The organism is Spiroplasma kunkelii CR2-3x (assembly GCF_001274875.1).
GTDB classification, from domain to species: Bacteria; Bacillota_I; Bacilli_A; order Mycoplasmatales; family Mycoplasmataceae; genus Spiroplasma; species Spiroplasma kunkelii.
The window spans coordinates 20,022-33,992 of the sequence record NZ_CP010899.1 but is presented as its reverse complement, the minus strand read 5'-3'; the positions used below and the strand labels follow the sequence as shown (position 1 = coordinate 33,992).

At 24.3% G+C, this 13,971-nt stretch carries 13 protein-coding genes; 3 read left to right on the top strand and 10 right to left on the bottom strand.

What is annotated here, in order from left to right; genetic code table 4:
* Position 1 precedes the first annotated feature (1 nt).
* Together SKUN_RS00140 and SKUN_RS00135 are read right to left on the bottom strand one after the other, a co-directional pair.
* Positions 2–1,312 (bottom strand): head-tail connector protein, encoded by a 1,311-nt coding sequence (locus tag SKUN_RS00140; protein WP_053390336.1) that lies wholly within the window; start codon positions 1,310–1,312, stop codon positions 2–4.
* A gap of 44 nt (positions 1,313–1,356) precedes the next feature.
* Complete coding sequence (locus SKUN_RS00135) at positions 1,357–1,695, bottom strand: hypothetical protein (protein WP_053390335.1); 339 nt, start codon at positions 1,693–1,695, stop codon at positions 1,357–1,359.
* A 275-nt stretch (positions 1,696–1,970) separates the two neighbouring features.
* On the opposite strand from SKUN_RS00135, the gene SKUN_RS00130 reads away from it, so the two are divergent.
* Together SKUN_RS00130 and SKUN_RS00125 are read left to right on the top strand one after the other, a co-directional pair.
* Positions 1,971–2,534 carry a lipoprotein gene (locus SKUN_RS00130; protein ID WP_053390334.1) on the top strand — a complete coding sequence of 188 codons (564 nt, stop codon included), beginning with the start codon at positions 1,971–1,973 and terminating at the stop codon, positions 2,532–2,534.
* Between the two features lie 86 nt (positions 2,535–2,620).
* Positions 2,621–3,133: a lipoprotein gene (locus SKUN_RS00125; RefSeq protein WP_053390333.1), complete on the top strand. Its 513-nt coding sequence runs from the start codon at positions 2,621–2,623 to the stop codon at positions 3,131–3,133.
* Between the two features lie 22 nt (positions 3,134–3,155).
* Here SKUN_RS00125 and SKUN_RS00120 read toward each other — a convergent pair whose 3' ends face one another.
* Both SKUN_RS00120 and SKUN_RS00115 read right to left on the bottom strand, forming a co-directional pair.
* Positions 3,156–6,038, bottom strand: a complete 2,883-nt coding sequence (locus tag SKUN_RS00120) for a hypothetical protein (RefSeq protein WP_053390332.1) — start codon at positions 6,036–6,038, stop codon at positions 3,156–3,158.
* The gene (locus tag SKUN_RS00115; protein WP_053390331.1) at positions 6,038–7,450 is read right to left on the bottom strand and encodes a hypothetical protein; all 1,413 of its coding nucleotides are present in this window, start codon (positions 7,448–7,450) and stop codon (positions 6,038–6,040) included. The genes SKUN_RS00120 and SKUN_RS00115 overlap by 1 nt, the downstream gene beginning before the upstream one ends.
* Before the next feature lie 59 nt (positions 7,451–7,509).
* On the opposite strand from SKUN_RS00115, the gene SKUN_RS00110 reads away from it, so the two are divergent.
* Entirely contained in the window at positions 7,510–8,424 is a 915-nt protein-coding gene (locus SKUN_RS00110) for a hypothetical protein (protein ID WP_053390330.1), read from the top strand.
* A 7-nt stretch (positions 8,425–8,431) separates the two neighbouring features.
* On the opposite strand, the gene SKUN_RS00105 is transcribed toward SKUN_RS00110, so the two are convergent.
* The 6 genes from SKUN_RS00105 to SKUN_RS00080 form a co-directional block, all read right to left on the bottom strand.
* Positions 8,432–8,971: a hypothetical protein gene (locus tag SKUN_RS00105; RefSeq protein ID WP_053390329.1), complete on the bottom strand. Its 540-nt coding sequence runs from the start codon at positions 8,969–8,971 to the stop codon at positions 8,432–8,434.
* Between the two features lie 113 nt (positions 8,972–9,084).
* The gene (locus SKUN_RS00100) at positions 9,085–10,932 is read right to left on the bottom strand and encodes a hypothetical protein (protein ID WP_053390328.1); all 1,848 of its coding nucleotides are present in this window, start codon (positions 10,930–10,932) and stop codon (positions 9,085–9,087) included.
* 3 nt (positions 10,933–10,935) lie between these two features.
* The gene (locus tag SKUN_RS00095; RefSeq protein ID WP_053390327.1) at positions 10,936–11,406 is read right to left on the bottom strand and encodes a hypothetical protein; all 471 of its coding nucleotides are present in this window, start codon (positions 11,404–11,406) and stop codon (positions 10,936–10,938) included.
* A 67-nt stretch (positions 11,407–11,473) separates the two neighbouring features.
* Positions 11,474–11,773 (bottom strand): hypothetical protein, encoded by a 300-nt coding sequence (locus SKUN_RS00090; protein WP_053390326.1) that lies wholly within the window; start codon positions 11,771–11,773, stop codon positions 11,474–11,476.
* A 4-nt stretch (positions 11,774–11,777) separates the two neighbouring features.
* The gene (locus SKUN_RS00085; protein WP_053390325.1) at positions 11,778–13,295 is read right to left on the bottom strand and encodes a hypothetical protein; all 1,518 of its coding nucleotides are present in this window, start codon (positions 13,293–13,295) and stop codon (positions 11,778–11,780) included.
* On the bottom strand, positions 13,295–13,654 hold the full coding sequence (locus SKUN_RS00080; protein WP_053390324.1) for a hypothetical protein: 360 nt from the start codon (positions 13,652–13,654) through the stop codon (positions 13,295–13,297). Before SKUN_RS00080 ends, SKUN_RS00085 begins: the two co-directional genes overlap by 1 nt.
* Between the last annotated feature and the right edge of the window lie 317 nt (positions 13,655–13,971).

Genomic DNA, 13,971 nt, shown 5'->3' with positions numbered 1-13,971 from the left:
TTTACACCTCTTGTCTTAAAATAAGAACACTATTTATTTTTACATTACTACCAGTATTGCCATCAGTTAAATAAATACGGCCAGTAGTATTATATAAGGCAATACTATAGTGGGTTTTATCCATATCATCAATAAAAGCAACTGTTTGGCGTTTTGATAAAGTTTTATTTTCTTTTGGTTCTTTAAAATAAGGTGGGTCAAGTCGTAAGTTACCTTCGGCAGTACTCCGATTAGTTGGTGATATTCTAACTTGATAACGGTATTTTTCTGAAAAATTAGGAATATCAATAAAATTAGCACTATCAGGTTTAAATGATGGTATTGGAACTGATTCTCATCTAATTTTTTTACCTATTCCCTCAAGTATTTTTTGAACAACTTCAACTGTAAATTTTAATTCCCAAACTTTACTCAAAGATAACTTGTTTTCTTCAATATCAAAATCATCTGATATTAATAACCCTATACTACCATCATCTTCATCTACAAATAATGGTACATTAACTTCTACTGGTTTACTTTCTTTTGCTTTTCAAACATTATTTTCATAATAAATCGTATCATTATCAAAAGGAACAGATAATGCATTATTAGAATTATATACAATACTTTTATTATCAAGTTTAATGGAAATATTTTTTATATAATTATTAATAAAATTCTCTAATAATTGTTGTGATATTTCAATTTGTCATATTCCACTTTTTTCAGTACTAGATCATGGAATAATTGATAAAGTATTAGATGTAAACATACTTTTTTTTCATACATATTTAGCATCTGCTTCACTTAACATAATTGGTCTATCTTTATGATTAGTATCAGATTTCCCAAATCCATTATTATATTGATTTGTAAAACCATAATTATCTGGATTTATTTTAGTTAATGTTTGAGACTTATAAAACTTTGCTTTTTCTAATAAACTAATAATATCAGGTGAAAATTCTATTTTCATATTAGTAGGATATGTATAACTGGTAATACCATCACTACTAATTTCACCACCAGTTGAATATTCAATCCCAGTTCTTATTAAATATTGAGTTTGTAAACAACAAGCAATTTTTACATAATTAATCCGTTTTTTATCAATTTCACTATTAGGATCAAGTAAAGGAAACTCAGTTTCTAAACGATAACCACAAATACTATCTAATTGTAAACTTGCTCTTGTAATACCTTCAATTAAATAATTTGAAATAGTATCATCATAAAGTTTTTTACCATATTGTGCTACTAATTTATCAAAACCCTCTCAATTTTTAAACTCTTCTAATGTTATTAATTTAAAACTTTCTAATTTATTCATAATTCACCTCTATGCATCACCATTATAAACAAAAAAAGTCTTTTTTAGACTTTAATTGTTTTATCTGATAATTTAATATCTTTTTTAGAAATTGATTTTTTGGCTCTTTGTAATTTAACAATATGATTAAACTCTTCTTCACTAATAGGTTTATTTGTTTCTAATACTTGTGCTCATTCTGTATTACCAAGACCTAAAGTATTAGCAGTTTGCAATAAACCTAAATGAATAGCATCTAATGTTTCTTGTCCTACCACTTTATTTGTAGATTCTTTAACTTTATTTTTCATTATTTTTTTAATTAAAAGTTCTACACCTTTATAACCTAAAATTCCAACAAAAGCAATCCCAGCTCCAATACCAATTAAAACCTCATAACTCATATTTAATCTTCCTTTCTTAATTTTCACATCACCATCTTAGCATCAAGATAAAAATAATCAAGAATTAAATTAAAAATTAAAATATGGTTGCAGATATTATTTTTTATTATATAATTAAATTGTCCTAGGGATAGAAACTGTGGAAACACAGTCGCTGCAACTTTTTAAAAGTTAGTAGGCACGCAGGAAAACAGAAAGTAAATACTTTCTGTTTTTATTTAACTAAATTAAAATAATATGGTATGATAGTGACAACAAGGGAGGATAATTCTACAATGAAAAAATTATTAACTTTATTTGGTGCAATTACATTATTGGGAACAAGTGCAACAAGTTTAGTTGGGTGTAATAAAACAGAACAAGAATATACACCAAATGAATTAAAAAAACTAAAACAAAAAAAGAAAATAGATACAACAGATAAAAATATTAAAGATAACTTAGAATGAATAGCACCACAAGAAGAACCATTTAATATTATTGATAATCATAATCATTATTTTTATGTAGTATGGCGTGGTGTTAAAATTGGTGGAACAGATGAAGATGTAAGAGTTGAATATGGAATATGAAGAATTATTAAGTTTAAATATAATTATTCTAGTCCTTTAATTTTGGATACCGACATTTTTGGTAATTCACTTTCTTTAGAATTAAAAGAAAATAAAATATATTTAGGTATTAAACCCAATGGTTATGATTATATTTTTAATCATTGAATATCATCAGATTATACTTATAAAAAAAATATTAAAGAAGTTTATCGTTGAAATTTAGAAACAAAAGAACCTAATTTAGTTATTGATAATGATGGTAATATAAAAGTTAACGAAGGATAAAAAAAGAGATTTAATTATCTCTTTTTTATTTAATTAAATTAAAATAATATGGTATGATAGTGACAACAAGGGAGGATAATTCTACAATGAAAAAATTATTAACTTTATTTGGTGCAATTACATTATTGGGAACAAGCACAACAAGTTTAGTTGCTTGTAATAAACCACAATATAGCGAGGATGAATTACAACAACTAAAACAAGAAAACCAAATAAATACTACTAACCAAGAAATTAAAGATAATTTAGAATGAATAGCACCACAAGAAACGCCGTTTAATGAGAATGATAATAAATGATATTATGTAGTATGGCGTGGTGATGAAAATGATAATTGAAGAATTGTTAATTTTAAACATTCTGATTTACAATTAAAAATTTTAGATAATTATAATGAATATGAACTTGTATTAAATAAAAATATAATGGGATGTTTATTTATTCTTTTAAAAACATTTATGGGTAGTAGTAATAAACATTTTTGAAATAACAATAATAACAATACTTGAAAACTTTTTAAAGTTTATCGTTGAAATTTAGATATACAAGAACCTAATTTAATTATTGATAATGAAGGAAATATAAAAGTTAATGTTTAATAAAAAAAATAGGAATAAGTTCCTATTTTTCTTTTAATTTAATATTTGCTATTGGGTTAATTTCAATTTTAAAATTACCCAATATATTGGTCTGAATAAGTTGTTTTCCAACTCAATAACTAATGTTTTTAACAAACAATTCATATAAAACTCGCATTTTTAATTTAACACCATCATTATAAAATACAATTTTGGTTTTAAAATAATAACCTGATAACCTTACAATTCAAGGGTAATCCTTTTCTTCTAAATATTCAAAAACAGTAAATCCAGAGTTATTAATATCTTTAATTTTAATTTCAGTATTTACTCCTAATGGTTCATTAATATATTCTTTATATGCTCATATTCTTACTTTTCCAGAATTTGTACTAATTGTAAAACTATCATAATTATCTTGAACTTGTTTTCAATTAGTAGCACCAAATGTACCAAAATCAAATAATATTATATCTTGTGAATATGTTTTTTCAATAGGTTTAGAATAATCAATGTTAGTATTTAATTCAGTATTTGCTTTACTTAAATTAATTTGTACTGTATAGAAATTAATACTTGGTGGTGGGTCTGGTAATTTTACTGGTCATTCATGAACTATATCATCATCTATATATTGATCTAAATAACTAAGTGAATAAAGAGTTAATCAATCTCGAACTGAATTATTATATAAAGATGTTGTTTGTAAACTAACAAAATAACTCATAATTGAATATGGGTCATATATATCAATATCATCTGAAAACATATAAATACGAACTGCTGTTTTACCTAAATTATAAAACCCAATAGCATCAATTATATATCGACCACTACCAATGATATCAGTTAATATATTATTACTTTCCATAGTTGGTAATGATACAGTTTCTTCATTAATTAAATAAATACTATCTTCACTATTAAATGCTTCTGGGATCACAACACTACTAATTTTATAATTTTTACCAAATTCTTTTTTTGTTTTTTTAGATCAAAGCGATGCTGTTATTTTATCAGTTAAAGTAAATGCTCAACTTGTATTACTTGCACTAGCACCAATAATATCATTTACCTCATCTTGAGTATTATATCTAAAAGCATCTAGCGGGATATTGCCTTGATTTTTTGCTTGTGTACCACCACTTTCAACAATAGGCCAATAACTTTCATCATAAAAAGTATAATTTGATTTTCCTATAAATAAAGGTATTCCATTATTAATATTTGGATATAAATTATTAGTATTTTTATTTATTTCTTTTCAATAAATCGGAATACCCAAACTTATTGCATTTAAAAATTTACCAACAACTGGAATATCTCTTTGAGTTCATGCAATACTTTCTGTTACATCTATTGGTAAACTAATAATATGATTATTCATAACACTAAATAAATTTAACATATCTTTTAATTGCCCACGATTTTTACTTGGATTAATTTTATTATGTCCAATATCAAAATTATATTTAAAATAACCATTTGCTCTAACATCATAATCACGATTAATAACACCATTACCTTTATAATTTAATGCAACATCTTTAATAGTTAAATTATTTAGATTAGTTGCTTTTGTTAAATCTCTATTAGTATTTAAATAACCTTCATAATTCTTTTTAATTTCTTGGTTTGTTTGACCTTGTTTTCTTTTTAATCAGTTATCATACTGACCATTAATAGCAGGTATTCCATTTGTTAATAAATAAGTAGTTAATGGTTTTGATGATTTTGTTAGACTATCAGCAACTGGCATTTTTAAATCATCAATAAATAATCTACGTTGTGGATATACTTTTTCATTTCATTTCCCTAAATTTTCAATAGGGCGACCAAAAATAACTGGTGCTGAAAAAGCATTATTACCTAATAATGTTAATTGAATACTTTTAATACCATTATCACCAGTAAATTTTTCATTAATTTCATAATCTTTTGGAATACCTAAATCATCTCATATTATTTTAGGTATTACATAACCTTCACCTGCTGCTGAAAATTGTACAAATTGCTGAATAGTTTGTCCGGTAGTATTAATATAATCTTTAACATAACTAAAAGTAACATTTCAATATACTAATTCATTTAAGTCATTATATTTTGGTTGAGCATTTGAAATAAACATTAATAAATTATCATCAACATCTTCTTTATCAGATTGTAAAGGAACTAAATAAAACCTTAAAAAATCTTCTCGTTGAAAATTATAGGTAGTTTCAATCGTAATTGTACGATCAAGATATCAAGCATTATATTCACCAAAATATTCTTCACCAACTAATTTAGAAAATTCAACAGTATCATTAATATTAACAATATGACATTTATAAGCATCACCTTTAAATTTTCTTTTAATAGCAAAATTATCTAATGCTTTATTAATTTTTTGTAAATTTATAACATAAACATTAAAACCATTTTCATTATTAATTTTTTCTCAAATATCATTAACTGGATAATTATTATCAGGATTATCTTTATTAATAAAAACTTGTTTTGTTGCATCTCATAAATAAATTTTTTCAGTACTAGTAATATATAAATAACTAACTTTATCCGTTAAACTATTTTTAAATTCATTAATAGAATAAGTAAATCAATCTTTATTTTTTTTAAAAAAATCATAATTTCAAATATCAGGTATAGCACGAGATCTAATTTTAATAGCATTTTTTCATTGTGCTATTATTCCTTCTTTCCCAGTAAATATTTGTGACATTTGTGTAAAATTCTGTGGAACACCATTATTAGGTTGAAAACCTTTATCTGTAATATTTACTAAACCAGTTTTAATAATAAATGGAAAAAAGAAATAATTACTTTTAATATCAATATCTAATTTAGTTAAATCAGATCTTACACTATTATCCATTATTCTTTCATTTAAGTTTTTAAAAATACTATTAATATTTGGTACTTGCATTATTGTATATCTCCTTTAATATCTTCTTCTCTTGTTTGATTATAATCAATATAATTCATTTCTTGCTCTAATTGTTCTTTTTGTTCTTTTTGTTCTTTTTTAACTTCTTCATACATCATGCGTGCTTTTTTATTTGTTACTTTTTCTTGTTTATGAATTGCTCTAACATGAGTAATAGTTCCATTATTTATTTGTCTATCAATTACCTCAGATTGAGTAATTTCATTAACTATTGATATATCTATAAATTCTAAGGTATAAGGTCTAAAATTATCATTATTCTGACTATTATCATCTAAACTATCTCATTTTTTATAATGTTTAAATATATAATCAAATAAGCGATATAATTTAGGAAATCGTAAAGACCTTTTTTGTAAAGTAGTATGAATATCTAATTTATTATTCATTAATGACTCTGTTTTATTTGTATAATTATTTCCTGAAAAATTATCATATTCATAACCAGCACCATTAAATATCATTTTCATAGAATAATCACTATCAATAGTTATTTCAGTATAATTTTGTTGAGCATGAATTAAACCAACACCAGTAGTACCAGTCATAGCATATTGTTGAACTGTACTAGTAATAATAGCATCAGCACTTACTAATTCTTCATCACCTTTACCAGTATCTGTTAATGAATTAGTAGTATTTTTTTGTCCTACAAAATGAGTACGATTTATAATTCTTTCAATTCTTTTATAATAAATATTATCTTGTACATCTTTAATTAAATTAAATACAGGTAAACAATCTGGAACTGCATCTGCTGTTGTTTTTGTTCCATGAGCTAATTTAGGTAAGTTTGTAAATTCAACAATAGGCAATATTTCTATTCCAGTATCATATTCCATTATAGATACTGGTCTTAATTTACTTTCTAATTCTCCATAAGTTTGTCAAATACCAATTTCTAAATCTTTTGCAGTATAATAAGTTATTTTTGCTTTTCTTGGATAAAATTGTACTTTTTGATATCACATATAATCACTTTGGGCAGGTAATATTCACATTTCTGCATATTGTTCTATTTCTGAATATTTAGCAATACGGACACTTGAACCAATAGGTGCAACATCAATAGTTAAATCACCAGTTTCTGTTTTTAATAAATACATTACACTACGACCATATAAACTATTTGCTAATTCATTTTGAAATAATTTAGAATAAACATAGTTTTTTTCATATCATTCTTCTATTCAATCTTGTGTATCATCATTATCACAATTAAACATTAAACCTTGTCCAATAGTTAATGGAGCTGCTTTTCTATTAGCAATAATTCAAGGAATATCAATATAATATTTTTGTTCTGATAATATTGGGTATTTTCCTTTTTCTAAATAATTTAAATATTCGGGTTGTTTATTTAATTCTTTAAAATCTATTTCATTATTCATTTTTACACCTCTTTTTGTCATCACCCATTATATAATCACCATAAGGAGAGTGTCAAAATATGTGAAAATTATTAACATTAATTACTAGTATTTTAGAAAACCCTAAAATAGCATTAAGAATTATAAAATTATTAGAAAAATATGGTAATTCTAAAATAAAATCAATTTTACAAAGTATAAAGGATATTGAACATCAATTAACACAAATTCAATATTATTTAAATCCTAATATATTAAGTGATTTATTAATAAAATTACCTAAAAATTTAGAAATACAATTATTTAAAGATATTAGTTTTTTAGATAAAAATAAATATAAAGAAATTATAAATTCATTAACACCAACAGAAAATAATTGAACTATATTATCTAGTAGTTGATGTAAAAAAGGATTTTTTCAAATAACTAATAAACAAAAATTAATAGGTAATTTAACTATTTTAATTCAATCAGATAATGATAAACAAAAAAGATGATATGGACCATATAATTATCCAAAAGTACATATTCAAGTTTGACAAGCAATGAAATCAGCAATAGGTAAAAATGGAACTGGGGCAGGATCAGTATTTTGAAATATGTGATTACATGTATGATTACGCAGTGAATTAAGAGAATATGTTAATTGACAAATATATACACAACAAAATAAAGGCGGCGGTGATGTTAAATTAAGAGCAAGTCGTATTAATAAAAACTTATTAGAATTAAATAAAGAAATAAATCGTTATAGTACTAATTTTTATCAAACAAAAGATGCTAAGTTAAATAAAAACAAGCAATTTATTGATAATAAAAATTGATTAATTCAACAACGAGAATATGCTACTAATTTAAAATTAGGTTATCAAAAATTACATACTAAAATAATATCAAAACCAAAAACAATTAATTTTTATAATGAAATTAAAAAAGGATTTAATATAATTAAAAACCCAATAAACACAACAAAAAATAAAATAAAAAGGAAATAAATCCTTTTTATTTTCTAGTAGCAGCAGGAACTGTAATTTGCTTTCCAGTTGTTTCTTCGGTTAATCAATTTGTACCACTTAAACTATATGGCACTTCAACATCTTTACTAAAATCACCTTCATCTCTATCATTAAAGATTTGATGTGAATAATCTAAAATATTAACATTATAATCTGATGTTCTTAAACCAGCATTAATTTTTTGAATTGCTTTAATAATTCCTGTATTCATTTCATCAATTACAACTGATTTTTTAGTTAAATCAGGAACATCACTATATCAAGGTGTTATTAAAGACCCAATATTATCTTTACTAAATCGTTTAATACTAATTTTATTTACTTTTTGTACTTTATAATATTGAACTTGTGCTGTTCCAGTTGCATTATTTTTACCAGCAATATAAATATCAATTTCAATATCTGTTGATGTAATATCATAAGTATCTGGTGAACCTTGATAATATAAAGGTCATCAATCAAAATCATTAGTTGTTAAACTATTATCAACTGCTTTAACTGCTTTTAAAGCTTTATCATTTAACAATGATCTTAAATCTTCACTTGCTACTTTTTGTGGTACAGTAATTGCTTTAATTATTTCATCATCTGTTACACTATCTACACTTTTAATCTTATCGTGAATATCTATGGCGCTACTTACTTTGAATAAATTAAGTTAACTGTTCCACTATATTTATTTGGATTTCCAGTTGCTAATGCGCCAGTAGATGTAATAGTAGAGAATGTTGCATCTCCAGTTTGATAGTTAGTATTTTTTACTTTAATAGCAGTTTCTAATTCTGCTGTTGTTGGTGTATTGCCTGCCATTGTTATTTGACCTAAATTAGGTACTGTAATAACTGTTGATAAAGCAGGAATTGTCTTATTAATTAATATTTTTTTATCATTAATATTTTGATTATCAATAATACCAGCATTAATATGTAAATAAATATTACCATTTACAATTTGATTAACTGGTAAATAAGTACCTGCTGAATTTATTTGAATTGGATAATCATTTTTACCATCACTTAATATCATAGCAGAACGCATAAATGCTATAACTCTATCTTTCTGGTTTGTAGTTAAATTATTATCTAATACTTTATCAAATAATTTTTTAATTTCTGCTTCATCAGGAGTAGATTGATTAATTCCAAAAAATTTATAATATTTTTTATTTACATTCATATTTAATGATGTTTGATCTACCTCTAAATTATTAATATTATTAATAGTATTTAGCATTGCATTTTTAAATGTAGGATTATAAAAATCTTTATAATTTGGATCATAATCTAATAATTGATAAGTTAATTCATTTTCTCATTCCCCAGTAAATTCATTATATTTTTGTCATGAATCACCAGTTGTATTTGTATTATCTCACATACGAGCAATGGCATCATTTTTTTCTTGATCATTAAACTTTTCTTTAACAATTAAAAAACCTAATTCTGGTCTTGTTAAAGCAGGTAATGAAAATAATACACGACTTGTAAATGCTGGTTCTTGTGTATCATTATCAACATAACTAATATTTTCAGTAAAAATAGTAATCATTGCTGCATTTTCTCTATGAATTACAAGTCCTTCAATTTTTTTGCTAATAGATAAATCAAATCCACGAGTTCTATTCATTCCTTCTAAATTAACTTGTAATTTTCCATCTGATGTTTTACCATATAAAGGTTTAATATTTTGCCCTAATCATAATGATTTAGAAATCATATAACCCATTACTTTATCTTGGAATAAAGTACCTGTTACCATTGTATTTGCCGAAATACTTTCACCAACTAATTGAGTATATGCTCTTGTTAAATCTAAATATGAATGTGGTTCTCAAATTATTTCTCAGTCACTAGTATTTGTACCAATTTGAGATGCGTTAATTTTTCTTGTTTCATCAGTCATACGATGTGCTAATTTATACATTAAATCTAGTGCATCTTGTTGAGTTTTAATTGTACTTGTATCATAAACAAAAGCATAATCAGGATTAAATGATGATCTAGCAATATAATTATCAATTACACCTTTTAAAAAGTATAATTCTAAATTAAACATCATATTTTCTGTAATTGAACCAGTTCATTTTGCTACTAATTCACCTCGCAATGATGGATCAGTATTTTTTAAACGATCTAAATCAAATCTTCTTCATTGTGTTTTTAATCCGATTGTATGATCAATTACTAAACGACCACGCTTAGCATCTTGATTTTGTTTTGGATTTCCTTTTTCATGATTTCATTCACTATCACCATAAAATAATCGTTCAGGTATTGTATAAATTGCAACTGCATAATCTGCACTTTCCATATTAGGACTTGATTGTGCTGTTGCTGTTAAGCGATGAAAAGTATAATAATCAGGATTTGATAAAATATCTTTTACTCTCATTTCTTGTGCTGATAATAATAAATGTCCTTCTTTTGTTAAGTTTGCTACTCCATTTCCAATAACAAACCCTTCATGTAATCCTATAATTGATGCCATATTTTATTTTCCTTTCTGATATTCTTTTTGAACTAAGTTTTTAATTCTTTCATTAATAGGAATATTATGATTATCTTGTAAATTTTCTTTAATTTTTTGTGATAATTCTTCAATAAACATATTTTCATCTTTAATTTGAATTCCACCATTCATTAGGTTTTTCATATCTAATTGTGGTTTTTTCTCAATTAAATCTTTAAAGTTAGTTTTAATATATTCCATATCTTTACCACTATTTAATAGTTCTTCAACTAATTTACGATTTTCTTGTGGTACTTGTGATAACTCATATTCTTTTATTTTTGACTGATAATTATTAATTTTTTCTTCATATTGTTTTTCAGTTTCAGTTTTAATACGAGTTTCTACACTTGGTAAGACATTAGATAATATTTGCTTTTCTTTTTGTTCTAATAAAGCATTAATTTCATCTTGTGTCATATTTTCTTTATATTCATATTTAAAGTTTGACATACTTTAATCCCTCCATTATTTTTTTATAGAAAATTTCAAAAACTATCGTCACCATCTTACCATCATTTTAATTTTTGTAAACTTGTGGATATTTTTTCTTAATTTCAGTTCTAGTTTCTTCAATACCTTTTTTAAAACCTTTTTCATATTGTTCTAAATATTCTTTTTGATTATTAACACCATAATCATAAGTTTCTTTCATTAATTCTTGAAATATTTTAGTATGTTCTTCACAAGCAGGAACACCAATACCATTTCAATTTTTACTTACTCTTTTAAAACACTCTTTACCATCTATAATCATTCAACATATATTTTTATCCATTCGCATTTTTTCAACATTTCTTTTAATTTGTTTTTTTGCCATAATTTTACCTTCTCTTTCCAAATTGCTTACTTATTAAAAATGGATTATCTAATGTTTTTATAAAATATTCCATAATATCCATAACAGCATAAGTCATAGCATCAAAACCATCATCAAATAATTTATTATCTTCTAATTTATAAGTAGATTTATTTGCTGGTGGTTTCTTCCATTCCATTTTTAACATATCTTTAAATAACTCTGGTGTTAATCTTTGACTAATTTGTAAATAATTCTTATTTAGCAGGATGATTATAGCATCAATTCTATCAGTTCTATATCATATCTCTTTATTAACTGGTTTAAATATTAATCAATTAGCATCAGGAAAATATTTTCGCCTAATATTATTTAATGTATCAACCTCTACTAAATGACCACCACCAGTATCAACATTTACCTCTAAACCATTATATAAATCATTTCATTGTGTAGCACATATTATATAAAAGTGTACTATTTCATGTAAAACTTTCATTATGTCTTTTTGTACCATTTCAGCATTACTATGTTTATATTCCATTAATGGTGTCATTTTTTTATAATTGTTATCTATTCCCATTAAAATTGCATGGGTAGCATGTCCTAATGGTGATTCAGCATAACCTAAATCTAATCCTGCTCTAAAATTAACTAGTTCAAAATCATATAATTTACTAAATAAATAATTAGCAAAAATAGATCCATCTAATGCACCGGGCATTCCAATTCCTCAAACTTCATATTTTTTAGGTCATTCTGCTTTTAATTCATATAATTTCATTAATTCATCATAATTTAAATTATCTTTATTAATTAAATAATTAGTATAATGATTAATTACTTTTTTATCATATGCTTTTTGACCTGTTTTAGGATCTAAGACTGGAACTATAATTTTAGATATTTGTTCACCATTACTTTCTAATTCTTTACGATTAAATGGCATTAATTTATTTATATAATCGATATGATCTTGATAAATACTATCAGGATTAGTACTAGTAATTAATATTAATTTTTTATAATCACGAACTGCTTGCATAATTGCTTCTTTTTCTGCTTTACTAAATTCATTTGCTTCTTCTAATCAAATAATACATAAATCAGCACCATTTGCTCGTGCTGTTCCTTTACCTAATACTTGCGATGAATTACTTTTTCTTGCTCCTTGTAATTTAATAAAACTACCATTAGGGAATAATCAAGTTGGTTTATTAAACCTAGCATTATATTGATAATGTCCACCTTTTCATTTTTTAGTATCATTTAATATTAAACCTATTTTATCTAAGGCATCTTGAATATCTTGTTGCATTTCAGCAGTATCAGCACTATTTAATCTAAAACCATATATTGCTATTTTTTTATCTTTATTTGCTAATACAACACAACTTAATAATGCTATTAATTCATCAATAGAATATGTTTTACCTGCTTTACGACTACCTGCTAAATTAATCTCATCAGCAATATATTCAGTACTATTCAATAGACTAGTTACTATTTTATTAAAATAACTATATTCATATAACATTGCCATTATATATCACGACCATTCGTTATATTAATTACTGGTGGAGTATAATTTATTTCAGTTTCATTTTCACGACCATAATACTGTGCATATACTGATACACCCCCCTTAGTTTCATTTAAGAGATGTAATTTTATATTATTTTCTAATATTCGTATTTTCATTTTTAAGGTATTATAAGCAATAATATTGCTATTTTTAAGGTTTTCATATTCACCTTCTTCTAATTCACAAAATATTAATAAGGTTTCTTTTGTAGCAAGTTTGTAATTATTTTGTATACAATAATCATCAAATTTACTTATTTTTACATCAATATTCCGCTTTTTTGCATCTTTTCACCAATTAATTCCCACTTTTGCCATCTTTTTTACCTCTTTTGTCATCACCATTCTACAAAAAAAATATCAAAAAGTAAAATTGTAAATGTAATGAAAATAAAAATTCACAAAATAATAATTGTGAATGCAAAAAATAATTTTTTATGATAATATTAAATTGGACATAAAAAAAAGTGAGAGTTAACCACTCCACTAATCTATTATTACTAAATTATCCTATTCGGATAATTTTTTAATTATGTAAATAATTTGCAATAAAAAAAGACTTTTTCAAGTCTTTATTCTTAGTAATTTTTAAACAAGAGATTAAGGGTTGAATAATCCTACTTGTATTAAATTAC